Here is a 26,516-nt window from a genome sequence, read left to right on the forward strand (position 1 = left end):
CGCGTTTGGGCCCGCATTTCGGGCAGGGGGTAGAAGGGCAGGGCGCAGAACGGCAAACGGGCGCGGCAGGGATCGCCGCGCCCGTCTGTTGTCATTGCCGAAAGCTGTCAGAGCTTGCCGGCGGCCGCGTCTTCGAACTGGGCGACGGCGGCCAGCGACCGGTCATCGGTCAGCAGCATGTCGGCGACCGATGCGGCGATGGTGAAACAGTCGTGCCCCATTTCCGAAAGGCGGCACAGCTGGTCGGCATCGCGAAGCGAAGCGATCAGCACCCGTGTCCGGTTGCCGCGCGATTTTGTCACCGCCAGCATCTGCGTCATCGCCTCGTAGGCGGGCAGCCCGGCCTCCAGCATGCGGCCGAAGTAGGGGGCGATGTAGTCGGCCCCAAGTGCGCTGGCCACCAGCATCTGCTTGGCATCGTAGCAGGCGGTCATCAGGATCGGGCAGCCCTGCGCCTTCAGTGCGGGCACCTGGCGGATCGCGGTTTCGATCAGCGGCACCTTGACCACGGTGCGGATCCCGGCGGCCGATCCGGCCTCGAGCAGCCTGTCGGCCCAGGCGGCGTAGCTGTCCGGCGCGCCATGGACCTGGGCGTGCAATTCGGTCGCGCCCAGGTCGGCGGCCTTGCGGGCCATCAGGCCCCAGTCGATTTCCGGATAGGACAGGCCCGCGCGGGCGGCCAGCAGGGGGTTTGTGGTGATACCGACGAAGATCCCCGTAGGCATCAGGCGATCCCAGTCTGCGGTGGCGGCGCTGTCGAGATATAGATCCATGGGGCGGGTCCTTTCGGGCGTGTCCGGGCCGGGCGGGGCAATGCCCAGGGGGCCGGGCGTGTGATCTTAGGCGGTCAGGTCGGTTGTGGCGCGCAGGGCGTCGTCCAGTTCGGTCAGGGTTGGCGGGTCGCAGCCTTCCCGCTGGCAGTTCAGCGCGGCGGCCCGTGCGGCCCGGGTCAGCAGGGCCTGGGTGGTGTCGGTCGTCAGATCCTCCAGCCCCTGGGGCGACAGGTATCCGCCCGCACGCAGGGCGACAAGCAGGCTTGCCATGAATGTGTCCCCGGCGCCGACCGTATCCACCAGCGGATCGGCCGGGGGACCGGGCACGGTCAACTCGGCACCGCGCAGCCAGGCGGTCGCACCCTCGGCCCCGCGGGTCAGGACCACAAGCGGGGCAGGGGTGGCGGCCCGGATGCGGGCCAGCGCCGTTGGCTCGTCCTCATCCGGGCAAAGCGCGGCCAGGTCCTCATCGCTTAGCTTGAGGACGTGGACCTTGGCGATCATGCGGAAGATGCGGGCGCGATAGCTTCCGGGATCGGGGATGATCGACAGGCGCACGTTCGGGTCGAGGCTGGTCAGAAGCCCGCGCTGGTAGGCGGCCGCCATCGTGGCCTCCCATGCGTCGGCATCTGCGCCGTCGTTAAGGGTCAGCGATCCGGTGTGCAACGCGGCGACATCGGTGCCGATGGCGCGGGCCAGGCTGGCGGCGTCCACCGCGCGTTCGGCCGTGCCGTCGCGCTGGAACAGATAGCTGGGGTGGCCTTTCGTCAGCGTCACCTGCGCCATGGTGGTGGGGAGGTCGTTGCGCCCGCCGCCCAGGGTGACCCCGGCCTCGGTCAGACGATCCGCCAGCAGCACGCCCCAGGCATCGGTCGAGATCGGAGAGACATATCTGACAGGGGCGCTCTGACGCGCGGCGGCGACCGCGACGTTGAAGGGCGACCCGCCGGGATGAGAGACGGCAACGCCGTCGGTGATGACCTGGTCGATCAGGTTCTCTCCACCGACGGCGATCCGGGCCCCGGGAGGGGAGGGCTTATTCGATGCGGTCTTGTCCGAAGCGGGCCTATCCGACATGGAATTATTCATCGGCCCCGATGGCGCGGGCGCGTTCGAAGATGGCGAAGACAAAGGCGCTTGCCGCCAGCACCACGGCACCCAGCACCAGGAAGGGCGTCGCGGCGTGGTAGCCCAGCAGGGCCAGCACCGGGATCATCGCCACGAAGATCGCCGCCAGCGCCAGGCTGGTCACGCTGCTGCCGCGGAAGATGTTCACGCCGGCGGCCAGCACGACAAGGGTCAGCACCAGCGTCGTCAGGCCGTTGGCCGATACGGCGGCCTGCGAGGCCTCGATCGCGGCGGGGTCCATCAGACGGGCGGTGTGGCCGGGCGCAAGGGTAGTGCCGGCCTCGCGCAGGGCGCTGGCCGCGCCATGTTCGGCCAGGGCGATCTTGGCCCGCAGCCAGACTGCGCCGGGCGTCATCAGCGCCAGGAAGGCCATGAAGGTGCCGACGGCGGCCAGAAGCTTGCGCACCGCCTCGGGGTCGCGGGACTGGCGCACGATGTCGATGCCCACGGCCACCAGGATGATGCCGCCGGTCACCACCATCTGCCAGAAGGTGTTCAGCTGGGCCAGCGTCAGGCCGTTGTTGATCAGCTTGAGAAGGATGACCCCCATGAAGGTCCCCCAAAGCGACCCGCGCCCGCCGAACAGGGATGTGCCGCCGATGACCACGGCCGCGATCGCGTCCAGTTCCCACATCTGGCCATAGTCGGATTTGGCATAGGGCGCGCGGCCCAGGAACAGCAGGGCGCCAAAGGCCGCCGCGAAGGACCCGAACATGTAGGTCATCAGCGTGTAGCGGCGGGTGTTGATCCCGGCCTGGCGCGCGCCGGGTTCGTTCGACCCGATGGCATAGACGTAGCGGCCATAACGGGTGTTGGCGATGATCACGGCCAGCACGATGAAGAAGGCGATGAAGATCAGCATCGACATCTGGAAGGTGCGGAAGAAGTTCAGCCAGTTGGCATCGACAAAGCCGCCCAGGGTCTTGGCAAATCCGTCCAGCTCATCCGCGCGGTAGGCGTTGCGCAGCCCGGTGAAGGGGTTGAAACGGCCGAAATAGTCGAAGGCCTCGGGCAGTTTCGGGGTCGCCTGGGCATTGGTCGTCAAATGCCCGGTGCCGCGCCAGATCGACAGGCCCGCAAGGGTGACGATGAAGGCCGGCATGCCGAAATAGGCGACCAGCGTGCCGTTGAAGGCCCCGACCGCCAGGCCGATGCCCAGCCCGGTCATGATCGCGAAAAACGGCGGAAAGCCCCAGAAACTGGCGACATAGCCCGTCAGAGCCGCGGTCAGCCCCATGACGGATCCCACGGACAGGTCGATCCCGGCGGTCAGGATGATCAGGGTCATCCCTCCGGCGACGACGCCGATCGCGGCCGAGTTGTTCAGGATCGTCATCAGGTTCGACGGGCGGAAGAACATCGTGTCGACCGTCGCCACCTCGATCGCGAGGCCCAGGACGATGATCGCCAGCAGCGCCCCGGACCATTCGGCGCGGAAGAACCGAACAACGAGCGAGATGAGCCGATCCTGCAGCGAACGGGAAGGCAAGGTCTGGCCATGGGTGGTGTCGGTCATGACGGTCGGTCCTGTCTGGGTGCGGTCTGGGGTGGCCTTCCGGGGCCGATCTAGGCGACGGGCAAGGCTGCGGGGAAGGCGGGGTGCACGGTGGCAAAGGGGGCAGGCCCTAGAAGGAGGGCCTGCCCAGTCGGGCGTGGATCACTCCATGCCGATCATTTTTTTGTATTCGGCCGAGGTCTCGGGCGTCACCAGGAAATAGCCGGTGTCGATCCGGGGGCTGACCTCTTCACCACGCGCGGCGGCCGCGGCGGCTTTGATGCCCTGATAGCCCATCTGGTACAGCATCTGGGCGGTGTCGGCGTGGACCCAGCCTTCGTCCATGGCGACGATGGCGTCCGAGGCCCCGTCGAAACCGACAAGCTTCACGTCACCCGCGCCGTAGCCCAGGTTTTCCAGCGCCGCCTTGGCCCCCATGGTGCCGCCGTCCCAGGCGTTGACGACCATCTTGATGTCGTCGCGCGCGTTCAGGATCGCCTCGACCCCTTCCTGGGCCTGGGCGCTGTCCCATTCGGTCGGCACTTCGACGATTTCCGAATTCGGACGCGCGGCCGAGAAGGCTTCGACAAAGCCGTTGCGGCGTTCCTGGCCGGTGGACTGGGCCTGGTTGCCGGTGACATAGATCACCGCATCGCCATCCGCGACCAGCGCGGCGGCGGCGTTGCCCTGTTCCTTGGCCACGGCGTAGTTGTCGGTGGCGACGAAGGACGTGACCTCGGCCCCGGACACGCCGGTGTCGATGGCGATGATCGGGATGCCCGCGCTCATCGCGTCATTGACCGCCGGTGCGATACCCGAGCTGTCGACAGGCGCGACGCCGATGGCCTTGGCCCCCTGGGCGACAAGGTTTTCAAAGACTTCCAGCTGGCTCGACAGGTCGCCCTGAAAGGACGGGCCAACCGACACCAGCTTGACGCCTTCTTCTTCGGCGGCATCTGCGGCGCCCTGGTTGATCATCATCCAGCCGGCGTTGGTGGCCGATTTGGTGATATAGCCGATCACGTCCTGCGCCTGTGCGGCGGTGCCGGCCAGAAGGGCGGCAAGGGTTGCACCGGCAAGGGTGAATTTCACGTTCATTGGTACTCCTCCCAAATGCCACGGGCCTCCTCGCCCCGGCTCTGATGCCCCTAGAAAGATCGATTCCCCCCGTCTCTGTCAATAACTAAATCAACTTGATTTAAGTATTGACAGCCCGCCCGTCCGGATGGCTTGTAAAGGGAAGGCCGCGCAGGATCCGATCGCGCGGCAAGGGAGGGAACATGGCCGAGAACCGTAAAGTCATATTGGAAACCAAAGGGTTGACCAAACACTACGGCGGCGTCCAGGCGCTGAACGACGCGGATTTCAAGATGTTCGCGGACGAACATATCGCCATCGTCGGGGACAATGGCGCGGGCAAATCCACCTTCGTGCGGAACATCACCGGGGTCGAACAGCGCACCCGGGGCGAGGTCTTCGTGGACGGCGAACCGGTCTCCTTCGCCTCCCCCCAGGAGGCGCGCGAACATGGAATCGAAACGGTCTACCAGAACCTCGCGCTGGCCGATCACCTGGATGTGCCGGCCAATATCTTCCTGGGCCGGGAAGAGGTGAAGTTCCGCCTTGGGCCGCTGTCGTGGCTGGACAAGAAGGCGATGGCCAAACGCTCGAAAGAGCTTCTGGACGAAACCGGCATCAAGATCCCCGACCTGCGCCAGCCGGTGGCGGGCATGTCGGGCGGTCAGCGCCAGTGCGTCGCCATCAGCCGGGCGGCCGGCTGGGGGTCGAAGCTGATCATCATGGATGAACCGACCGCTGCCCTGGGCATCCAGGAAACCACGCGGGTCGAACATATCATCCGCGGCCTCAAGGAACGCGGCGTTCCGGTCATCATCATTTCCCACAACCTGCGGCAGGTCTTCAATCTTGTGGACCGGATCGTGGTGTTCCGGCAGGGGCGGATCGCCGGCGTTCTCGACGCCAAGACCGCCAGCGGCAACGATGTGGTGGCGATGATCACCGGCGTCGACCAAGGGGTCCACGAAGACGCGAGCTATATCTGATGGCCGCGTCTTGCCCGCAGGGCGAAGCCGCCGGGGCCCTTTATAGGCAGCACCTGCGCCGGGGGGGGCGGTCGGACCGGCGCCCCAGCTTGCGCCCCAGCTTGCGCCGCGACTTGCGACGGGGCCCGCGATCTGCCACAGGATCCGCCACCAGCCCGGGACGGGGCCGAACCAAGGACCGGGACCCGGCATGAGCCTGATCGAAAGCACGACCGACCCGCGACTGGCGCTGGTGCCGCGCCCCGAGAACGAACGCCTGATCCTGAGCCTGGTGCGCGAACACCGCGGGATGAGCAAGGCCGAGATCGCCCGCGCCACGGGCCTTTCGGCGCAATCGGCCACCAATATCGTCAACCGGCTGGAAGCCGAGGGGCTGCTGAGGGCCGGCAAAAGCGTGCGGGGCAAGGTCGGCCAGCCCTCGAAACCCTATCTGATCAACGCCGAAGGGGCGCTGACCATCGGGGTCAAGGTGGGCCGCCAGTCGGTCGAGATCGCCACCATGGGCTTCGACTACGAGATCATCGAACACCGGCAGTTCCGCTATGAATACCCGGTCTACGAGGCCGTGCGCGATCACATCTTCGCCGCCATGCAGGCGCTGATCGACGATCTGGGTCCCGCCCGGGCGCGGCGCATCCTGGGGGTCGGACTGGCGCTGCCCGAGGGGCTGAGCAGCTGGGAAAGCGCCATCGGTGCCCCGCGTGGCCTGATGGCCCCCTGGGACGAGGCCGATCTGAGGGCCGAGATCGAGGCCGCCTTTGGTCTGGCGGTGTCCAAGATGAACGACGCCTCGGCCGCCTGCCTGGCGGCGCTGAAGGTCGGCAAGACGACCGAGGCGCGGTCGTTCCTGTATATCTACGTCGGCACCTTTGCGGGCGGGGGCCTCGCCATCGACGGGCGCGTCTATGAAGGCATGTCGGGCAATGCCTCGGCCATCGGGTCGCTGCCGATGAAGGTCGTCGCGTCCGGGCCGGGGGATCAGCTGATCGGCTCGGCCTCTCTCCAGGTGCTGGAAGAAAAGGCGGCGCAGGCGGGGATCGATCCGCAGGTCTTCTACCAGGATGCGCCGCTTTCCGCTGCGGCCGAGGACGTGCTGACCGCCTGGGAGGCCGTGGCCGCCCCGGCGCTGGCCTTCAGCTTTGTCGCCGGCCAGGCGATCCTGGATGTCGAGGTCATGGTGCTTGATACCAGCCTGGCCCATGCCCTGCGCGCCCGGCTGGTCGATGCGACGATCGCTGCCCTGGTCCACTACGACACCCGGGGTCTTCGTCCCTTCCGCATCATCGCGGGCGACGGCGGGGTGCGGGCCCGGTCCATCGGCAGCGCGCTTCTGCCGTTTCAGGCGGTGACGGAATACGACCTGATGTGACGGATCCTGCGGGGGCGCAGAAGGGTGCAGAAAGCCTCTTGACCCTCCAGCGGCTGGAAGCCCTAGATACCTGTTCCAACGTCTTCGAGACCGGAAAGGACAGGCCATGGCGCATTCACATCAGGATACCTCTCACGCTACGGGCGCAGTGACCCGCGACCCGGTCTGCGGCATGACCGTGGACCCGGATGCCGGCAAGCCCAGCCTGACGCACGAAGGCCATGTCTATCACTTCTGCTGCGACGGCTGCCGCACCAAGTTCCAGGCCGACCCCGAGGCCTACCGCACCGCCAAGGACGTCGTCTGCGGCATGACGGTCGAACGCGCGACAGCGGCGCATATGTCGAAACACGCGGGCGAAAAATTCTATTTCTGCTCTTCCGGGTGCCAGACCAAGTTCGACGCCGCGCCCGAGGACTACATGGGCGACCGCCCCGCGCCCGAACCCATGCCCGAGGGCACCATGTACACCTGCCCGATGGACCCCGAGATCGTGCAGGACCACCCCGGAGACTGCCCGATCTGCGGCATGGCGCTGGAGCCGATGACGCCGACCCTCGACAGCGGGCCGCACCCGGAGTTCGTTGATTTCAAACGTCGTCTCTGGCTGACCGCGCCCCTGGCGCTGGCGGTCTTCGTGCTGGAAATGGGCGCGCACATGGGCCTGCCCTTTGCCGACTGGATCGGTCATCGGGCCTTTGGCTGGGTGCAGTTCGCGCTGGCCACGCCCGTGGTCTGGCTGTGCCGCATCTTCTTCAAACGCGCCTGGAATTCGCTGAAGAACCGCAGCCCCAACATGTGGACGCTGATCGGGATCGGCACCGGTGCGGCCTATCTCTTCTCGATCGTCTCGCTTCTGGCCCCCGGGCTGCTGCCCGCGCAGATGGCCGATGGCATGGGCATGACACCGGTGTATTTCGAAGCCACCGCGGTGATCTTGGTCCTCGTCCTGCTGGGCCAGGTGATGGAATTGGCCGCCCGCGAACGCACCGGCGACGCGATCCGCGCGCTGATGGATCTGGCCCCCAAGACCGCCCGCCGGGTGGCCGGCGATACCGAAGAGGACGTGCCGCTGGATGCGCTGAAAGCCGGCGACATCCTGCGGGTGCGTCCGGGCGACAGCGTGCCGGTGGATGGCGTGGTGACCGAAGGGCGCTCCTCGGTCGATGAAAGCATGATCACCGGCGAACCCGTGCCGGTTGAAAAGGTCGCGGGCGAAACGGTGACCGGCGGCACGCTGAACAAGACCGGCAGCTTCCTGATGGAGGCCCAGGTGGTGGGCGAGGGCACGACCCTGAACCGCATCGTGCAGATGGTCGCCTCGGCGCAACGCTCCCGCGCGCCGATCCAGGCGGTGGCCGACCGGGTGGCGGGCTACTTCGTGCCCGCCGTCGTGGCGGCGGCCCTGCTGGCCTTTGTCGCCTGGTGGGCCTTCGGCCCGTCGCCGGCGCTGTCCTATGCCTTTGTCGCCGCCGTCTCGGTGCTGATCATCGCCTGCCCCTGTGCGCTTGGCCTGGCGACGCCGATGTCGATCATGGTCGCCACGGGGCGCGGGGCCAATGCGGGCGTTCTGATCCGCGACGCCGAGGCGTTGGAGCGGTTCGCGAAGGTCGACGTTCTGATCGTCGACAAGACCGGCACCCTGACCGAAGGCAAGCCGACCCTGACCGATGTCGACCCCGTGGACATGGACGCTTCCTCCTTCCTCACCCTCGTTGCCGCACTTGAGCGTGGCTCGGAACATCCGCTGGCCGAGGCGATCGTGAGTGGTGCCGAAACCCGCGGGGCCGCCCGCAAAGACAGCACCGATTTCGACGCTGTCACCGGCAAGGGCGTCACCGGAACGGTCGAAGGCCACCGCGTGGCCCTTGGGAACGAGGCGCTGATGGCCGATCTCTCAGTCGACATCTCGGGGCTCTCCGACCGTGCGGCCGCCCTGCGCGCCGAAGGCAAGACCGCGATGTTCGTCGCCGTCGATGGCCAGCCCGCCGGGCTGATCGCCGTGGCCGACCGCATCAAGGAAACCACCCCTCAGGCGATCCGCGCCCTGCACGACGCGGGCCTGCGGATCATCATGGCCACCGGCGATGCCGAGGCCACCGCAAGGGCCGTCGCCCGTGACCTGCAGATTGACGAGGTCCACGCCGGCGTCTCGCCCGAGGACAAACATGCCCTGGTCAAACGCCTCAAGGACGAGGGCCTCTCGGTCGCCATGGCCGGCGACGGGGTCAACGACGCTCCCGCCCTGGCCGAGGCCGACGTGGGCATCGCCATGGGCACCGGGGCTGACGTGGCGGTGGAAAGCGCGGGCGTGACCCTGGTCAAGGGCGACCTGACCGGCATCCTGCGCGCCCGACGACTGGCCGAGGCAACGATGCGCAACATCCGTCAGAACCTCTTTTTCGCCTTCATCTACAACAGCGCCGGCGTGCCGATCGCGGCCGGGATCCTCTACCCGTTCCTCGGCATCCTGCTGTCGCCAATCTTCGCCGCCGCCGCGATGAGCCTCTCGTCCGTCTCGGTCATCGGCAACGCATTGCGCCTGCGGGCCCAGAAACTCTGACCCCCTCCCATCCTCTTGCCAGAAATATCCCGGGGGAGCGCGAGGGGGCAGGGCCCCCTCGCTTCCTTCTACGTCGGCACGCCTCCGGCGTGACGGGACAAGGCCCCCTCGCTATCCTCTACGTGGCGCGCCTCTGGCGTGACGGGCCAGCGCCCCCCCGCCACCCTCTACGTCGGCACGTCTCCGGCGTGAAGGAACACTCTCCCGCCGTCGTCACTGGCAGCCCACAAACCCTACCAGCCCCCAAACAAGGCCCCGCGTCCCTCTCCCCCCTTGACCCTCCAGTGGGGGGAGCCTTTATCTTAAGGCCAAAGGAGACCCCAGATGAACATCGGACGCGCTGCCGAGGCGACAGGCCTCTCGGTCAAGACCATCCGCTATTACGAGGAGATCGGCCTGGTTGATGCCGACCGTGCCGCCAATGGCTATCGCGACTTTGGTGAGCGCCAGATCACCCAGCTGCGCATGCTGGCACAGGCCCGGCATCTGGGCTTTGGGCTAGAGGAATGCCGCCGCCTGCTGGATCTGAACGCCGATCCCGACCGGGCCAGCCGCGACGTGCGGGCGCTGGCGCTGCGCAACCTCGACGCCGTGCGGGACAAGATTGCCCAGCTGCGCGCGCTTGAAGGGCAGCTGGAATCGCTGATCACCCAGTGCCATGGCGACGACGCGCCGGATTGCGCAATCCTCGACGGGCTCAGCAATGCGCCCGCAGCCGCGGCCAAGGGTTAAGTCCTGGTCATGCTGCCGCGGCTGATCCTGTTGATCCTTCTGGCCCTCGGCTGGGCTCTGCCGTCCGTGGGGCCGGTCGGGGCGCATGAGATGGCGCAGCATATGGACTGTCCGGCCTGTCCGGAACATGCGATGGACCATCAGACTGGGGCGGTGCCAGCCACCTCCTCGGATTGTCCGCATTCCCTGACCTGTGCGGTGGTGGCATTGCCGCTGACCATGATGGATCTGACACAGGTCTCTGCGTCCTCGGGCCTCAGCAAACATTTCCACAGCCCGGCATGGGCGTCCCAACCGCCCAAGGCGGATCCGCCGCCCCCCCGATCCTGATCGCGACACCAGTGCAAATTGCGGCTGAGGCCGCAGAATGATGACCGCGCCGGGGTCCTCCCGCGCCTTTCAGGACAAGAAGATGAAGAAGTTCCTACCCGTCGCCGCCCTGGCCCTGGCCGCCCTTGGCGGTGCCTATTACCTGACCCGTCCCCCGGTTCCCCTGACGCAGAATGACACCCAGATTGACCCGGATGACGAGTCGATCGTCGAGGTCACCCTCCCGGCCGAGCTTTCGGGCCCGGCCCAGATCGGGAAACGTGCCTTCGACGGCACCTGCGCCGCCTGTCACGGGGCGAATGCCTCCGGGCGCATCGGCTATGGTCCGCCCCTTGTTCACAAGGTCTATGAACCCGGGCACCATGGCGACATGGCCTTCTACATGGCGGTCCAGAACGGGGTGCGGGCGCATCACTGGCCCTTCGGCGATATGCCGGCGCAGAGCGGCCTGACCCGCGCGGATGTGAGCGATATCATCGCCTACGTGCGGGAAATGCAGCGGGCCAACGGGATCGACTGATCCCGCGTCAAGCTGACAGGGTGCTGGGCGTCAGTCTGCCGGGCGATGGCCCGGGCTGACGCCCCGCCTTTGCAGGAATGGCAAGTTGCGCTTTTTCGGAAACGGTTCCATCTTGCCGGCGTTTTCCGCAGGAGGAGGTGGAATATGCAGATCTGGCCCGCGCAGATCACCGATCGGATCGTGACCGAAAGCCATTTCGGTCGCGACAATCTCAAGTGTTTTGCCGATCGTCCGGCCGACATCAACATCATGGTGGACGAGGCCGTCGCCCGCAATGCCGGGGCCGAGGCGCTGGTCTGCGACGACACCCGGATCACCTATGAGGCGATGGTGGCCCGGATCGGCACCCTGGCCGCCGGGCTGCGCGATCTGGGCGTGGCTCAGGGGGACCGCGTGGCGCTTGTCATGGCGAATTGTCCCGAATTCGTGCTGTCGCTGTTTGCCGTGATCCGGCTGGGGGCCATTGCCGTGCCGATCAACGTGCGCGAAGGCACGCCCGAGCTGGCGCATATCCTGAACGACTGCGGCGCGAAGGTCCTGATCCATGACGCGGATCTGTCAGGCCATCTGCCCGGGGACGCCGAATTGCCGCTGCTGCGCCAGCGGATCAGCGTGGGCGGGCAGGCCCCGGGTGCCCTTGCGTTCGAGGATATCGGAGCAGCCGGCCACACGGCCGATCCCGTGCCGGTCCAGGAAGAAGACACGGCCGTGATCCTTTATACCTCGGGCACGACGGGCAAGCCGAAGGGCGCGATGCTGACCCATTTCAACATCGTGCATTCCTCGATGCATTTCGAATTGGCGATGGAGCTGGGGATCGGCGACAGCTCATTATTGTGCGTGCCGGCGTCGCATGTGACCGGGCTGATCGCGACGATCTTCACCATGCTGCGCACCGCCGGGACCATCGTCATCATGCGCGCCTTCGAGGCCGAGGCCTTCCTGCAGATCATCGCACGCGAACGGGTGTCGCAGACGCTGATCGTTCCGGCGATGTACAACCTTGTGCTGCTGCGCTGCGATCTCAGCGCCTATGACCTGTCGTCCTGGCGGATCGGCGGCTATGGCGGTGCGCCCATGGCAGCCTCGACCATTGCCGAGCTGTCGGAGAAGGTGCCGACCCTCAACCTGATGAACGCCTATGGCGCGACCGAACTGACGTCCCCCGCGACGATCCTGCCGATCGGTTATGGTGTCTCCCGCGCGGACAGCGTCGGCATTCCCGTACCCTGCGGCGAAATCCGGGTGCGCGACGAAGCCGGGCGCGATCTGCCCCGCAACACCCCGGGAGAGCTGTGGATCCGTGGCCCGAACGTGGTGCCCGGCTATTGGAACAATCCCGAAAAGACCGCCGCCGAATTCCACGACGGCTATTGGAAAAGCGGCGATGTCGGATCGATGGATGAGGAGGGGTTCATCACCCTGCACGACCGCCGCAAGGACATGATCATCCGGGGCGGTTACAACATCTACAGCGCCGAGATCGAGAATACGCTGATCGCCCACCCCTCGGTCATGGAATGCGCGGCCATCGGGCGGGCCGACCCGGTGCTGGGCGAGAAACTGCATGTCTTCGTGCAGACCGAAGACCCCGATCTGACGCTTGAAGTTCTTCGGGACTACTGCAAGGCGCATCTGGCCGACTACAAGCGGCCCGATTTCGCGACCTTCACCCGCGATCCGCTGCCGCGCAATGCCAACGGCAAGATCGTAAAGCGGGCGCTGCGAGAGATGGCCGGATAGGATGGCCGGATAGACTGGGCCGAACGGGCGGGGGGCGTCAGCTGCGCAACCCGTCCAGGATCGTCGCGGAAAGGGTGCGGGCGATGTGATCGCGTTCGGACTGGGGCTGATCGGGGCGAATACGGAACCAGTCGACCAGGCCGTTCAGCGCGCCGATCAGGGCCCGGCCGGCCAGTGGCACATCCGTGACCGACAGGCTGCCATCGGCCTGGCCTTCGGCCAGCACCTCGCGGAACAGATGTTCATAGCGGTTGCGCATCTCGATCAGCTCTCGAAGCACGGTGCGGTCGGCCTCGGTGGTCGAGCCCCGCAGGTAGATCTCGACGCCGATGCGGATGCTGCGCTGATAGGGCAGGGTGTCCATCATGACATGGGCGTGGGCTTCGGCCATGCGGAACAGGCGGTCTGCGGCGGGCAGGTCCTGGGCCATCAGGGGCTCGACCGCCTCGAAGCAGAAGACCATGGCCTGACGGTAGACAGCAAAGAAGACCGCGTTCTTGGAGCGGAAATGGTGATAGACCCGCCCCTTGGTCGCGCCAAGGTGGTCGGCGATGTCGGTCATCGTCGCCTTTTCCAGCCCGTGACGCATGAAGCAATGGGCGGCGGCCTCGATGATTTCCTGCTGGTTGTCCTGCTTTTTCGCGGGTTGCGCGATCTCGCCAAGCACCATCTGTCCCCTTTGCTGGTCCTTTGTCTTTTCGTCAAAGACGGGGTTGCAGTTTTCACACCGCATTTTGCGCCCTTCTTGTCAACATGTCCCGTTTCGGGGGCTTGACCTGAGCCGGGCATCCCTGACTGTATAAAACATACTACCGGGTATGATGTTTCGGGCAATTGATTTGAGCATCAGCCGTGGTCGCAGCGATTGGAGGATCCTGCCGACCCCGGCGACAGGCGGCTTTGGGGCGTTTCAGGCCCCGCCAGCCCCGTCTTCCCGGACCGAGACATACGGATCATAAAGGGAGGAAACACATGACCCGCCGTACCGTAGCCAAGGCCTCGGCCCTGGCGATTGCCGCTGCTGCCGCAACCACCGCCACCCCGCTGGCGGCCGACAACCTGAACTTTGCCTATGGCTACCCGACGAATTCCGCCGTCGGTCTGGCCGTCGACGATTATGCCGCCGCGCTGGAAGAGCGTTCGGGCGGCGATCTGAAGGTGAAAAGCTTTGCGATGTCGCTGCTGAGCCTGCCGGAAACCAGCCCTGGCGTGCGCGACGGCCTGGCCGACGTGGGCTTTGTCCTGCCGCCCTATTACGCCGCCGAATACAGCACCAACCTGTTCCTGCACGAGCTGAACCAGCTGATCAACCTGGCCGAGACCCCGAACGGGAAAGAGCCGCTGGCCTATACCGGTGCCATGCTGGAATACACCATGCAGGATTGCCCGGAATGCGTGGCGGAATTCGCCGCGCAGAACCAGGTCTATACCGGTGGCGGCGTCACCCCGCTGTACAACCTGCTGTGCAAGGACGTGGTCGTGACTTCGGTCGAGGATCTGAAAGGCAAGCGTCTGCGTGCGGGCGGTGCGGGTTTTGTCCGGTTTGCCGAACACTTCGGCGCGCAAGGCGTGCGCCTGCCGGTGAACGAAGTGTACGAGGCGCTGGATCAGGGGATCCTTGACTGTGCCATGCTCAGCGCGCCCGAACTGACGAACTACAACCTGCATGAGGTCGTGACCGATATCACCATCGGCGTGCCGGGCGGGGCCTTCGCTGGCGTGGCCTCGGCCAACGTGAACCGCGATCGCTGGACCTCGATGAGCGATGAGCAGCGTTCCGCGATGCTCTATGCCGGGACGGTGATGACCGCCGCGACGACCTGGAACTTCTACACCGATGACGCGGCGGCCATCCGCCACGCCAACGAGAAGGGGATCACCATTCACGACGCCGAACCGGAGCTGGTTGCCGCCGTGAAGGACTTCACCCGCCAGGACCTGCAGACCGTTTCGACGCTGTTCACCGAACAGTACAACGTCGCGCGCGCGGCCGAGATCGCGGCCGAATTCCCCGCGCGTCTTGAGAAGTGGTACGCACTGGTGGCCGAGATCGAAACCCAGGAGCAGCTGACCCAGCTGCTGTGGGACGAGGTCGTCTCGAAGGTCGATCCCGCCGCCTACGCCCAGTAACGCGCGACTGTCGCGCCCCCTGACGGGGCGCGGGGCCGGGAAGGCGCGGCAGGTTCCGGACCTGTCCCGCCAACCCGGCCTTTGCGCCTGTCCCCGCTGAAGAAAGCTATCCCATGAACCTCATCGGAAGGGTCATATCCGTCTTTTCCGCGGCTGCCTCTGGCGTTGCGGGGATCCTTGTCATCCTGCTGGTCTTCCACGTCGCCCTGGACGTGGTCATGCGTTATGTCTTCAACGCGCCGCTGGATGCGACCATTCTTTACGTTTCGGCCTTCTACATGGTCGCGATCGCCTTTCTGCCCCTGGCCAAGGTGGAACAGAACGACATGCACATCGGGGTCGAGCTGCTGACCGCCAGCTTCCCGCAGAAGGTGCAGGGCTTCCTGGCCTTCGTTGCCGCAGTGCTGACCGCTGGCGTGACCGCGCTGGTCGCGCTGCGCACCGGAGAGGAGGCGATGGCGAAATTCGCCACCGGTGCCTATTCGATCGAGGCCGGCGGCAAGGTCATCACCTGGCCCACCTATTTCTTCCTGCCCGTGGGCTTTGGCCTGATGTCGGTCGTGGCCGCGTGGAAGGCGCTTGCCATGCTGCTTGGCCGCCCCTCCGGGCTGAAGCCCCCGCGCATTGACGATCCCTATCTGACGAAAGATCCCGCCGATGACTGACCTTCAAACCGCAGGCGTCTTCATTGCGGTCCTGTTCTTCCTGATCCTCATCCGCATTCCGATCGGCGTGTCGCTGATCGCTGTGTCCTTTGGCGGGCTCTGGGCCATGTTCGGCTGGAACATCGCCTGGGGATCGCTGGGCATCGTGCCCTACAACTTTGCCAGCAGCTGGGTTCTCAGCTCAATCCCGGCCTTTCTGCTGATGGGCTTTGTCGCCTATCACACGCGGCTGACGACCGGGCTGTTCAACGCGGCACAGGTCTGGCTGTCGGGGCTGCCCGGCGGGCTTGCCATTGCGTCGGTTTTCGGCAGCGCGGGCTTTGCCGCTGTGACCGGATCCTCGGTCGCCTGTTCGGCTGCCATGGGCAAGATCGCCGTGCCGGAAATGGTGCGCAACCGCTACTCGCCCGAGCTGGCGACCGGCACAGTCGCGGCTGCGGGCACCATCGGGGCGCTGATCCCGCCGTCGATCCTGATGATCCTTTACGGGATCATCGCACGGGAATCCGTCAGCCAGCTGTTCCTGGGCGGGCTTGTCGTCGGGGTGATGACCCTGATCGCCTATGTGGCGCTGATCGTGGTGCGGGTGAAGCTGAACCCCGACCTGGCCCCGGCCGTCGAACGGCGCGTCACGAGGCAAGAGAAATTCCGGGCCCTGGGCGAGACATGGCCGATCCTTCTGATCGTCATCGGCGTCTTTGCCGGTCTCTTTGGCGGGGCCTTCACCCCGACCGAGGCAGGGGCCATCGGTGCGGTGCTGTCGCTGTTCGTGGCGGCGCTGAACCGGACGCTGACCTTCAGCGCCCTGCGCGCCGCCGTGACCGAGACGATCGCGACCACCGCCGGGCTTCTGATCATTGCCGTCGGGGCCAGCCTGCTGACGCGGTTCCTGGCCTTGTCGGGGATCGGGGATGCGCTGTCCTCGGCCATCCTGTCCTTCGGGATGTCGCCGCTTCTGATCATGGTCGGCATCGTGATGGTTTATCTGGTTCTTGGCATGATGCTGGAGCCTGTCGGTGCCATGTTGCTGACCCTGCCGATTGTTCTGCCGCTGGTGGACGAAAGCGGGATGAGCCTGCTGTGGTTCGGCGTGGTTCTGGTCAAGCTGCTTGAGATCGGGATGATCACCCCGCCCATGGGGATGAATGTCTTTGTCATCAAGGGCGTGATCGGCAACCTGACGACGCTGACGACGGTGTTCCGCGGTGTCTTCTGGTTCGTGGTCGTAGACCTGATCATCGTGGCGATCCTGATCGCCTTTCCGGATGTGGTGCTGTTCCTGCCGCGTCTTGTGGGGGGCTAAGACCTGCATTTTCCCGCGCCGGTCCGCACGACCGGCGCGGGGATTTCCTTGCCGCCACGGAAGGCGAAACATAAATCGGGACGATACTAGACGACCGGTCTATTCGCACCTAGATGCGGGTCATGACACAGACGACCGCCACGCCCAGCAAGTCCGAAATCACCCGCCAGACGATCCTGTCGACCGGCCGCCGTCTGGTGGCGCGCGACGGGTTCGGGGCCATGGGGCTGTCCCAGCTTCTGAAAGAGGCGGGGGTGCCCAAGGGGTCCTTCTATCACTACTTCGCCTCGAAAGAGGCCTACGGAGAGGCGATCCTCACCGACTATGTCGAGGAGTACCTGGCCCGCATCGACACGCTTCTGGCCCGGGGTGGGCAGGGCGGGGATCGGGGGGCGGATCTGCTGATGGCCTTCTGCCAGGCCTGGCTTGACCAGGATCGCAGCGAAGGGCTGGTCAGCACCTGCCTTGTGGTCAAGCTGGGGGCTGAGGTCGCCGACCTGTCCGAACCGATGCGCGCCGTTCTGGACGACGGCGTCAGCCAGCTGACCGCCCGGATCGCGCAGATGCTGAAGATCGGCGCGAAAGATGGATCGCTGGTACTTGATGCCCCCGCGCCAGACCTTGCCGGGGTCATCTATGCCCAGCTTCTGGGCGCGGCGATCCTGTCGAAACTGTCCCATTCGCAGCACCCGCTTGAACGGGCGCTGGACGAAATCAAACGCCGCGTGATGGCACGCGGCCCGGAAAGGAAATCCCAATGAAAGCCGCCGTACACGACATCTTTGGCGAACCCGTCGACGTTCTGGAAACCCGCGAGGTCGAGACCCCGAAGCCCGCCGCCGGAGAGGTCCTGGTGCGCACCCTGCTGTCGCCGATCCACAACCACGATCTTTGGACCATTCGCGGCAATTACGGCTACAAGCCGCCGCTGCCCGGGGCCATCGGCGGATCCGAGGCCGCCGGTGTGATCGAAGCCGTGGGCGAGGGCGTCGATGGCACGCTGATCGGTCAGCGTATTGCCATCGCCGGGGTGCATGGCACCTGGGCCGACCACTTCATTGCCCCGGCCGGGGGCGTTCTGCCGCTGCCGCCGCAGATCTCGGACGAGATGGGGGCGCAGCTGATCGCCATGCCCTTCTCGGCGATTTCGCTGCTTGAGATGCTGCAGGCGAAGGAAGGCGACTGGATCGTGCAGACCGCGGCCAACGGGGCCGTCGGGCGCATCATGGTGATCCTGGCCAAGGCGCGCGGCATCAACCTTCTGAACCTGGTCCGTCGCGACGACGCGGCCGAGGACCTGCGCGCGGCGGGGATCGAGAATGTCTTGTCGACCGCCGATGCGGACTGGACCAAGGCCGCGCACGACATCATCGGTTCTGGCCGCGTCGCCTCGGCCATCGATTCCGTGGGGGGCGAGATTTCGGCCGCGCTGGTGGATCTTCTGTCGGTGAACGGAGAGCTGGTGGTCTTTGGCACGGCGACCGGTGCGCCGATGCCGCTGAATTCGGGCGCGCTGATCATGAAGCAGGTCACGGTGAAGGGGTTCTGGGGCTCTCAGGTCAGTGCCGACATGGATCCGGCGCTGCGGCTCAAGCTGATCACCGAACTGGTGCAGCTGGCGGCCTCGGGGCAGATGGTGCTGGACACCGGCGGGGCCTATGGGCTGGACGATCTGAAGGGCGCGATGACCGCCGCGCTGACGCCCGGACGCGCGGGCAAGGTGATGCTGAAACCGTAATGGCGGCTGCGGGCGGGGGTGCAAAATCCCCGCCTGATCCCCATCTGTGACAGGCCGGGCCGCCCGCAAAGGGGCAGGCCCGGGCCAAGGAAGAAAGGACCAGGACATGACTGACCCGATCCGCGTGGATATCGTATCGGACGTGGTCTGCCCGTGGTGTGCCATCGGCTACTCTCAGCTGAAGCAGGCCTCGGACCAGACCGGCATCGCGATCGAGGTGCACTGGCACCCGTTCGAGCTGAACCCCGACATGGGCCCCGAGGGCGAGAACCTGCGCGACCATGTCAAACGCAAGTACGGGTCGTCGGCCGCGGATTCCGCCGCCGCGCGCGACCGTATCACCGCGATCGGCAAGGAGATCGGGTTCGACTTTGCCTTTGCCGAGGATCAGCGCATGTGGAACACCTTCCGCGCGCATCAGCTGATCGACTGGGCCGAAGGACAGGGCCGGGCGCATGATATGAAGCTGGCGCTTCTGACGGCCTATTTCGCCCAAGGGCGCAACGTCGATGACCTGGATGTGCTGGTCGATGTGGCGGAAGGCATCGGGCTGGACGCGGATCAGGCGCGCCAAGCGCTGGATAGCGGATCCCAGGCGGATCAGGTGCGCGGGAAACAGCGTTTCTGGACCCAGCAGGGGATCACCGGCGTGCCCGCCATGGTCTTCCTGCGCCAGCATCTGGTGACCGGTGCCCAGGGCACCGAGAATTACGCCCGCATCCTGCAGCATCTGGCGGCTGAAGCCGCGTAGGGCCCCGGCCTAACCTGTTGTCCCAGGCTGTAACAGCCGGGGCAACAGATTTTGCGCCCGCGCCTCGAACTGGTCCAGCGCCCGCGCGTCGCCTGCCAGAACGCCCTGAACGGCGGTCCGGAAGGTGGCATCCAGCATCAGATAGACCAGATCGGTCTTGTCCTCGCTGCCCCCCATACGCAGCACCAGTTTGCGGATCAGCCCGGAGAGGGCCGTTTCGATCTCACCTACCACCGGAAGAAAGGCGGGATCAAAGCCCGCCTGGTTGCGAATGTCGTACCAAAGCCGATGTGTCGCGGCATCCTGGCGGATCGATTGCGCCAGGCCTTGGGCAAAACGCTGGCTCAGCTCGGGCGCGCTGGCGTCCGAGGCCAGGATCGCCTCCATCTCTTCGAGAAAGCCAATCTTGTAGCGCTGGACGCAATAGGTGATCAGGTCGACCTTATCCTCGAAATAGTAATGCAGCGTGCCGACTGCGACGCCCGACATTTCGGCGATGTCGCGCAGGCTGGTGCGGGCATAGCCCAGCTGTTTCAGCGCGGCGACGGCATGGTCGGCCAGCTCGTCCTTGCGGCGGGCGCGCTTGGCGGATTTCGCCTCGGCCTGACGTTCCAGGCGGTTCAGCTTGTCCAGCCGGGGCGCGGCGTGGCCGGGGCTTGGGGATGTCGGCGCGGTCTTCGTCACCCTGAACGCTCCGGAGGTTGGGGGCCAATGTGTTGGGCCGTATTTGAGGTTGTCTTTCCGGCTGCTGACCGGCCGCCATAGCCTGGGTGGCATCACGGGCCCCGGCAAAGGGGGGGCGGGGCAGATGCCCTGGTGCCCTTTGGCCGTGGCGGGCAGTCGTTGACCGCCCGGCCAGGGTTCGGTTCCGATCAGGCCCCGGTCAGGCCCCCGTCAGGCGTCGATCAGGATCTCGCCATAGGCCTCGCGCAGCTTGTTCTTCAGAACCTTGCCGGTGGCCCCGAGGGGCAGATCCTCGACAAAGATGACGCGGTCCGGCACCTGCCAGCTGGCGACCTTGCCGTCATAGGAGGCGCGGATCTCATCCTCGGTCGGGGTGGCACCGGGGGCAGGCACGGCGATGACCACGGGGCGTTCGTCCCACTTGGGATGACGTGCGGCGATGGCGGCGGCATTGGCGATCTTGGGGTGGGCGATGGCGATGTTTTCCAGTTCGACCGTGGAAATCCATTCGCCGCCGGACTTGATGATGTCCTTCGACCGGTCGCGGATCACCATGTAGCCGTCCGCATCCAGCGTGGCGACGTCGCCGGTGTCGAACCAGCCATCCTCGGTCAGGGCGCTGGCGTCCTGGCCGAAATAGCTGTCGACGATCCAGTGGCCGCGGATCTGCAGTTCCCCCTGGGTTTCGCCGTCGCGGGGCAGTTCCTGCCCGGCCTCGTCGACGATGCGCAGGTCGACACCCCAGGGCGGACGGCCCTGGCCTTCGCGCAGGCGGGCCTGGGCGTCGGCGTCCAGCTCGCGGTGCTTTTCCAGCAGCTGGTTCAGCGTGCCAAGCGGAGAGGTTTCGGTCATGCCCCAAGCGTGGATCAGCTCTACCCCATATTTGTCGCGGAATTCGCGGATCATCGAGGGCGGCAGGGCCGATCCGCCAACCACCGTACGCTTCATCGACGTGGGCTTGATGCCGGTCTTCTCAAGCCCCGCCAGAAGGCCCATCCAGATCGTCGGCACGCCAAGCGACAGGGTCACCTGTTCGGCGTCGATCAGGCGCGCCAGGCTTTCGCCATCAAGGTTCGGCCCCGGCATCACCAGCTTGGACCCGGTGGCGGCGGCGATATAGGGCACGCCCCAGGCGTTGACGTGGAACATCGGCACCACCGGCATCACCGCGTCGCGGGCCGAGATGTTCAGCCCGTCGGGCTGGTTGCCGCCGATGGAATGCAGCACCAGGGACCGGTGCGTGTATTGCACACCCTTGGGATTGCCCGTGGTCCCCGAGGTATAGCACAGCGCGGCGGGGGCGTTTTCGTCGACATCGGGCCATTGCGTGTCAGCGTCGCCGGTTTCCAGAAGCTCGTCATAGAACAGCAGGTCTTCGACCTGGGCGGCGGCCTCTTCGTCGCGCGGGCCCATCAGGACAAAATGCTTCACCGTCTTCAGATGCGCGCCCAGCTTGGCGGCGACGGGCAGGAAGGTCCGGTCGAGGAACAGGATCTCGTCCGCGGCGTGGTTGATGATATAGATCATCTGTTCCGGCGTCAGGCGGGGGTTGATCGTGTGGGTCACGCGACCGCCGCTGCCGATGCCGAAGTACAGTTCCAGGTGGCGGGTGTTGTTCCAGGCGATGGTGGCACAGCGCGCGCCTTCGGAAATCCCCAGCTTGTCCATGGCGGACTTGAGGCGGCGGGCATTGGCCCCGACCTGGCCCCAGGTGGTGCGGGCGCGGGTGCCGTCGGTCTCGACCGAAACGATTTCCGTCCCGGCGTGGTATTTCTCGGCATGGGCAATCAAAGAGCCCGTGGTCAGGGCGTTCCACATCATCGTACCGGACATGGCAGTCCTCCTTGGTTCATGTCTTCAGACGCTTGACTGCGGTCGCTCAGGGCTTGGCGCTGGCGCAACCGGGTCCGCGCGGAATTGGCATATGTCGGGCTGGGCATGACGGGGCAGAGAGGCCGGGCGACGGATCGGTCGTGGCGGGTTCTGTGGGGTGTCATGCGTCCTCCCTGGCGGGATCTCCTCATCCCGGCGGGGGCAGTTGGACGGAATTTCTGAACGATTGTCCAGAAAATGCCCGGGGTGGGGTGCCGTGACGTGGCGGCATTTCGCCGGGCGCTTGCGCGGGCCTCTGACTTTGGTCGCATTTGCAGGGCTCGGGGGGCTGTCCTAACATGCGCCAAGGGGCGAGCCGGACCAATGCCAGCCCGGGCCCATCCTCTTTGCGGCGGGCCAAGATGCGAACGGCCGGAGGAGGGCACATCATGACAAGCATGGCGCAGCACATCGACCAGGTTCTGGCCCGGGCGAGCGATCCGGGCGCGGCGGCGCGGTCGCGGCTGGCGGCCTCGTGGCGGCGGTCGCTGGATCACCATGGGCTGGACCCGGGCCAGCGCAGCGGCGTGCGGCGGGTCACCCAGGCGGTGCTGGACGAACGGCTGGAACGGTCCGAGGGCATGTTGCGCATCGCCACGCCCAAGATCGACGCCCTGTTCCAGATGGTCGGCAGTTCCGGCTGTGGCGTGCTTCTGACCGATGACCGGGGGGTGGTGCTGGATCTGCGGGCCTCGGCCGGCGACCGCGAGGCTTTCGACAGCTGGGGGCTGGCCCCCGGTGCCGACTGGTCCGAGGCCTCGGAGGGCACCAACGGCATCGGCACCTGCATCGCCGAGGGGCGGCAGGTCATCATCCATCGTGGCGATCACTTCCACGCCCGCAACACCGCAATGAGCTGCATGGATGCGCCGATCTTCGGGCCCGAAGGCGATCTGATCGGCGCGCTCGACGTGTCCTCGGCCCGGGCGGACCAGACCGAGGCCTTCAATCAGCTGATCGCCGCCATGGTGGCCCAGACCGCCCGCCAGATCGAGGCGGATACCTTCCGCGCCACTTTCCCCGAGGCGCGGATCATCGTCGTAGACGCCGCGCCGCAGGTCGGGCTGGGGGGCGGCACGGGGGCGCAGGACAGTGCCATGCTGCTGGCGGTGGATGGCGACGACATCGTGCGCGGGGCCACGCGCGGGGCGCGGCGGGCCTTCCGACTGGCGGCCAGCGGGCCGGTGGATCCGCGCCCGGCCTCGGACCTGTTGCGCAGCGGCGAGGGGGAAGGCACGGGTGACAGCGGCCTGTCCAGCTTTGAAAAGGCGGAACGCGCGGCGGTGGTCCGGGCGCTGTCGCGGTCGGGCGGGAACGTGTCGCAGGCCGCGCGCAGCCTGAACATCGGACGCGCAACGCTGTACCGTCGCATGGGGCGCCTGGGTCTGAACGGAAAGATGGTCTGACCTGTCTCAGCGCTGAGACAGGTGGGGCACATGCCCGCCCCGCCCCCCGCTGACAGGACAGGGATTCGGGGGCAGCCTTCTGGGAACGCCGGTGGAGGACCGGGGGAACACAGGAGGACTACCATGAACGAGATGACCCAAGTAGCGGCCGAATACACGTCGCCCTTCAAGGACCGCTATGACAACTTCATCGGCGGCACCTTCGTCGCCCCGGTGAAGGACCAGTATTTCGACAACATCACCCCGATCACCGGCGCGAAGGTCTGTGAAGTGGCCCGCTCGACCGCCGAGGACGTGGAGCTTGCGCTGGACGCCGCCCATGCCGCCAAGGAAGCCTGGGGCCGCACCAGCGCGACCGAGCGCAGCAACATCCTGCTGAAGATCGCCGACCGGATCGAAGAGAACCTGGATCTGATCGCCACCGCCGAGACCTGGGACAACGGCAAGCCGATCCGCGAAACCGTGAACGCCGACATCCCGCTGGCGGTCGACCACTTCCGCTACTTCGCCGGTGTCCTGCGCGCGCAGGAAGGCAACATGTCGGAAATCGACCACGACACCGTGGCCTACCACTTCCACGAACCGCTTGGCGTTGTCGGCCAGATCATTCCCTGGAACTTCTCGGTCCTGATGGCGGCCTGGAAACTGGCCCCCGCGCTGGCGGCCGGCAACTGCATCGTGCTGAAGCCCGCGGAACAGACCCCGGCGGCGATCATGGTGCTGATGGAATGCATCGCCGACCTGCTGCCTGCCGGTGTGCTCAACATCGTCAACGGCATGGGCCCCGAGGTCGGTGGCCCGCTGGCGGAAAGCCCGCGCATCGCCAAGATCGCCTTTACCGGCTCGACCGAGACGGGGCGCATCGTGATGAAGGCCGCGACCAAGAACCTGATCCCGGTCACGCTGGAGCTGGGCGGCAAGTCCCCCAACATCTTCTTCAGCGATGTCATGGCCGAGGATGACGCTTTCCTCGACAAGGCGGTCGAAGGCTTTGTCCTGTTCGCCTTCAACCAGGGCGAGGTCTGCACCTGCCCGAGCCGCGCGCTGATCCAGGAAGACATCTACGAGGAATTCATCAAGCGCTGCATCGCGCGGGTTGAAGCCATCGTGCAGGGCGATCCCCGCGACATGAACACCATGGTCGGCGCGCAGGCATCGAAGGAACAGCAGGAGAAGATCAAATCCTACCTCACCATCGGTGTCGAGGAAGGGGCCGAGGTCCTGGCAGGCGGCGCAGAGGCGCGGTTCAACGGCGACATCGCCGGCGGCTATTACATCCAGCCGACCATCCTGAAGGGCCACAACAAGATGCGCGTCTTCCAGGAGGAAATCTTCGGCCCGGTCGTGTCGGTGACCACCTTCAAGGACGAAGCCGAGGCGCTGGCGATCGCCAATGACACCATGTACGGCCTGGGCGCCGGTGTCTGGACCCGCGACGGCACCCGTGCCTACCGCTTCGGCCGCGAGATCGAGGCCGGCCGCGTCTGGGTGAACAACTATCACGCCTATCCGGCCCATGCGGCCTTTGGCGGATACAAGCAGTCGGGCATCGGGCGTGAAACGCACAAGATGATGCTGGACCACTACCAGCAGACCAAGAACATGCTGGTGTCCTACAACCCCAACAAGCTGGGTTTCTTCTAAGGCTCCTCTCTCGGCCTTGGCCTGACGTTTCTCCCTGTCAGGCATGGGACCGGCTGCCCCCTGGGGCGGCCGGTCTTTTACTGTGCGCGGCTGTTAAGCGACGTGCCGATCCAGGCGCGGATCACCGGATCGGCCCGCGCCACAGGGTCAGATCGGGTAGTGCAGCGGTCCGTCCTGCAGGGTGATCCAGCGCAGTTCGGTGAACTCGTCGATGCCCCAGATGCCGCCGAACCGCCCATAGCCCGAGGCCTTGACGCCGCCAAAGGGCATCTGCGCCTCGTCATGGACCGTGGGGCCGTTGACGTGGCAGATGCCGCTTTCGATCCGCTTGGCCACCGACAGCGCGGCCATGGTGTCACGGCCGAAGACCGCCGCCGACAGGCCAAAGTCGCTTTCATTGGCGATGCGCACGGCCTCGTCCACGGATCCGGCGCGGATGATGGCGACGACAGGTCCAAAGCTTTCCTCGGAATAGATCCGCATCTCGGGGGTGACATGGTCCAGCGCGGCGGCGTTCAGCATCGTGGCTTCTCCGCCGCCCGCAATCAGGGTCGCGCCCTTGTCGGTGGCGTCGGCGATCAGGTCGGTGATCCGTTCCGCCGCAGCCATGTTGACCAGCGATCCAAGCGGGGTGTCGCCCTGGCGGGGATCGCCGGCGCGCAGGCTGGCGACCTTTTCGGCGAAGGCCTGGACAAAGGCATCGCCTGCCGCGCCCACGGTGATGATCCGTTCGGTCGACATGCAGATCTGGCCCTGGTTCATGTAGGCTCCGAAACCGGCGGCGGCGACGGCGGCGTCGATATCGGCATCCTCAAGCACGATCATCGGGGCCTTGCCGCCCAGTTCCAGAAGGGCAGGCTTCAAGTGCCGGCCGCAGAGTTCGCTGATGATCCGGCCGACCCGGGTCGAGCCGGTGAAATTCACCCGCCGGATCGCCGGATGTTCGATCAGCGCGGCGACGACCTGCGGCGCCTCCTCGGGGTCGTTGGAAACGGCGTTGATGACGCCTTCGGGGAAGCCCGCCTCGGCCACGGCCTCGACGATCAGGGCATGGACGCGGGGGCAAAGCTCGGACGTCTTCATGACCACGGTATTGCCGCAGGCCAGCGGCGTGGCGATGGCGCGCACGCCCAGGATCACCGGCGCGTTCCAGGGGGCCATGGCCAGCACCACGCCCGCGGGCTGACGGATCGCCATGGCGGTGGATCCGGGCCGGTTCGAGGGGATCACGTCGCCCTTGATCTGGGTGGTCAGCGATGCGGCCTCGACCAGCATGTCGGCGGCCAGCATGCAGTTGAAGCGCGCCCAGGCCTCGGTCGCGCCGATTTCGTCCTTCATCGCCTGCACGATGTCATCCGACCGGGCGATCAGGTTCTCGGACGCCGCCAGCAGCTTCTTGCGGCGTTCCCCGGGCGAGGTGGCGGACCAGGTGGCAAAGGCGCCGGCGGCGGCATCCACCGCGCGGGCCACGTCGTTCAGCGATGCGGCGGCGGCTTCGGTCACGACCTCACCGCTGATCGGGTTGGCGCGGGTGAAGGTCCGGTCGCCCTCGGCAGCCACGTAAGCGCCGTTGATATAGAGATTGAGCTTGGTCATGGGCTCTCCTG

23 protein-coding genes are annotated in these 26,516 nt (G+C 66.2%); 15 read left to right on the forward strand and 8 right to left on the reverse strand.

Going from position 1 to position 26,516, the window contains the following annotated elements:
* Positions 1–107: 107 nt before the first annotated feature.
* From BMX99_RS09850 to BMX99_RS09865, 4 genes are all read right to left on the reverse strand, one after another.
* Positions 108–773, reverse strand: a complete 666-nt coding sequence (locus tag BMX99_RS09850) for a transaldolase family protein (protein ID WP_093450675.1) — start codon at positions 771–773, stop codon at positions 108–110.
* A 66-nt stretch (positions 774–839) separates the two neighbouring features.
* A complete protein-coding gene (locus tag BMX99_RS09855; RefSeq protein ID WP_170848698.1) occupies positions 840–1,850 on the reverse strand; it encodes a carbohydrate kinase family protein in 1,011 nt (336 codons plus the stop codon).
* Between the two features lie 4 nt (positions 1,851–1,854).
* On the reverse strand, positions 1,855–3,417 hold the full coding sequence (locus BMX99_RS09860) for an ABC transporter permease (protein WP_093450680.1): 1,563 nt from the start codon (positions 3,415–3,417) through the stop codon (positions 1,855–1,857).
* Positions 3,418–3,558: 141 nt separating this feature from the next.
* A complete protein-coding gene (locus BMX99_RS09865) occupies positions 3,559–4,494 on the reverse strand; it encodes a sugar ABC transporter substrate-binding protein (protein WP_093450683.1) in 936 nt (311 codons plus the stop codon).
* Positions 4,495–4,676: 182 nt separating this feature from the next.
* Here BMX99_RS09865 and BMX99_RS09870 point away from each other — a divergent pair, with 182 nt between their 5' ends.
* The 7 genes from BMX99_RS09870 to BMX99_RS09900 all read left to right on the forward strand — a co-directional run bounded on the left by BMX99_RS09870 (position 4,677) and on the right by BMX99_RS09900 (position 12,716).
* Positions 4,677–5,459, forward strand: coding sequence for an ATP-binding cassette domain-containing protein (locus BMX99_RS09870; protein WP_093450685.1), 783 nt, complete (start codon positions 4,677–4,679; stop codon positions 5,457–5,459).
* 190 nt (positions 5,460–5,649) lie between these two features.
* Entirely contained in the window at positions 5,650–6,828 is a 1,179-nt protein-coding gene (locus BMX99_RS09875) for an ROK family transcriptional regulator (protein WP_093450688.1), read from the forward strand.
* A gap of 106 nt (positions 6,829–6,934) precedes the next feature.
* Positions 6,935–9,391 (forward strand): heavy metal translocating P-type ATPase, encoded by a 2,457-nt coding sequence (locus BMX99_RS09880; RefSeq protein WP_093450691.1) that lies wholly within the window; start codon positions 6,935–6,937, stop codon positions 9,389–9,391.
* A 324-nt stretch (positions 9,392–9,715) separates the two neighbouring features.
* On the forward strand, positions 9,716–10,123 hold the full coding sequence (locus tag BMX99_RS09885) for a MerR family transcriptional regulator (RefSeq protein ID WP_093450694.1): 408 nt from the start codon (positions 9,716–9,718) through the stop codon (positions 10,121–10,123).
* A gap of 9 nt (positions 10,124–10,132) precedes the next feature.
* Positions 10,133–10,453 (forward strand): hypothetical protein, encoded by a 321-nt coding sequence (locus BMX99_RS09890; protein ID WP_093450696.1) that lies wholly within the window; start codon positions 10,133–10,135, stop codon positions 10,451–10,453.
* A gap of 37 nt (positions 10,454–10,490) precedes the next feature.
* Complete coding sequence (locus BMX99_RS09895) at positions 10,491–10,973, forward strand: c-type cytochrome (protein WP_254771998.1); 483 nt, start codon at positions 10,491–10,493, stop codon at positions 10,971–10,973.
* A gap of 144 nt (positions 10,974–11,117) precedes the next feature.
* Positions 11,118–12,716, forward strand: coding sequence for a class I adenylate-forming enzyme family protein (locus BMX99_RS09900; protein ID WP_093450699.1), 1,599 nt, complete (start codon positions 11,118–11,120; stop codon positions 12,714–12,716).
* A 37-nt stretch (positions 12,717–12,753) separates the two neighbouring features.
* On the opposite strand, the gene BMX99_RS09905 is transcribed toward BMX99_RS09900, so the two are convergent.
* Positions 12,754–13,386, reverse strand: coding sequence for a TetR/AcrR family transcriptional regulator (locus BMX99_RS09905; RefSeq protein ID WP_093451319.1), 633 nt, complete (start codon positions 13,384–13,386; stop codon positions 12,754–12,756).
* Positions 13,387–13,688: 302 nt separating this feature from the next.
* Here BMX99_RS09905 and BMX99_RS09910 point away from each other — a divergent pair, with 302 nt between their 5' ends.
* The 6 genes from BMX99_RS09910 (at position 13,689) to BMX99_RS09935 (ending at position 19,303) form a co-directional block, all read left to right on the forward strand.
* Entirely contained in the window at positions 13,689–14,846 is a 1,158-nt protein-coding gene (locus BMX99_RS09910) for a C4-dicarboxylate TRAP transporter substrate-binding protein (protein WP_093450702.1), read from the forward strand.
* Positions 14,847–14,959: 113 nt separating this feature from the next.
* Positions 14,960–15,511: a TRAP transporter small permease gene (locus BMX99_RS09915; protein ID WP_093450704.1), complete on the forward strand. Its 552-nt coding sequence runs from the start codon at positions 14,960–14,962 to the stop codon at positions 15,509–15,511.
* Positions 15,504–16,814 carry a TRAP transporter large permease gene (locus BMX99_RS09920; RefSeq protein ID WP_093450707.1) on the forward strand — a complete coding sequence of 437 codons (1,311 nt, stop codon included), beginning with the start codon at positions 15,504–15,506 and terminating at the stop codon, positions 16,812–16,814. The genes BMX99_RS09915 and BMX99_RS09920 overlap by 8 nt, the downstream gene beginning before the upstream one ends.
* Positions 16,815–16,936: 122 nt before the next feature.
* Positions 16,937–17,575, forward strand: coding sequence for a TetR/AcrR family transcriptional regulator (locus tag BMX99_RS09925; RefSeq protein ID WP_093451322.1), 639 nt, complete (start codon positions 16,937–16,939; stop codon positions 17,573–17,575).
* A complete protein-coding gene (locus BMX99_RS09930) occupies positions 17,572–18,552 on the forward strand; it encodes a zinc-binding dehydrogenase (RefSeq protein WP_093450710.1) in 981 nt (326 codons plus the stop codon). Before BMX99_RS09925 ends, BMX99_RS09930 begins: the two co-directional genes overlap by 4 nt.
* Positions 18,553–18,658: 106 nt before the next feature.
* Complete coding sequence (locus BMX99_RS09935) at positions 18,659–19,303, forward strand: DsbA family oxidoreductase (RefSeq protein WP_093450712.1); 645 nt, start codon at positions 18,659–18,661, stop codon at positions 19,301–19,303.
* 9 nt (positions 19,304–19,312) lie between these two features.
* On the opposite strand, the gene BMX99_RS09940 is transcribed toward BMX99_RS09935, so the two are convergent.
* Positions 19,313–19,987, reverse strand: coding sequence for a TetR/AcrR family transcriptional regulator (locus BMX99_RS09940; protein ID WP_170848699.1), 675 nt, complete (start codon positions 19,985–19,987; stop codon positions 19,313–19,315).
* A 210-nt stretch (positions 19,988–20,197) separates the two neighbouring features.
* Positions 20,198–21,820: a long-chain fatty acid--CoA ligase gene (locus tag BMX99_RS09945; protein ID WP_093450716.1), complete on the reverse strand. Its 1,623-nt coding sequence runs from the start codon at positions 21,818–21,820 to the stop codon at positions 20,198–20,200.
* Positions 21,821–22,248: 428 nt separating this feature from the next.
* Here BMX99_RS09945 and BMX99_RS09950 point away from each other — a divergent pair, with 428 nt between their 5' ends.
* The gene (locus BMX99_RS09950; protein WP_093450720.1) at positions 22,249–23,265 is read left to right on the forward strand and encodes a GAF domain-containing protein; all 1,017 of its coding nucleotides are present in this window, start codon (positions 22,249–22,251) and stop codon (positions 23,263–23,265) included.
* 123 nt (positions 23,266–23,388) lie between these two features.
* Positions 23,389–24,909 (forward strand): aldehyde dehydrogenase, encoded by a 1,521-nt coding sequence (gene adh / locus BMX99_RS09955; RefSeq protein ID WP_093450723.1) that lies wholly within the window; start codon positions 23,389–23,391, stop codon positions 24,907–24,909.
* 147 nt (positions 24,910–25,056) lie between these two features.
* Here adh and BMX99_RS09960 read toward each other — a convergent pair whose 3' ends face one another.
* On the reverse strand, positions 25,057–26,505 hold the full coding sequence (locus tag BMX99_RS09960) for an aldehyde dehydrogenase (RefSeq protein WP_093450727.1): 1,449 nt from the start codon (positions 26,503–26,505) through the stop codon (positions 25,057–25,059).
* Positions 26,506–26,516: the final 11 nt, after the last annotated feature.

The sequence above is a fragment of the Pseudooceanicola nitratireducens genome (genome assembly GCF_900109195.1).
In the GTDB taxonomy this organism is placed as follows: domain Bacteria; phylum Pseudomonadota; class Alphaproteobacteria; order Rhodobacterales; family Rhodobacteraceae; genus Pseudooceanicola; species Pseudooceanicola nitratireducens.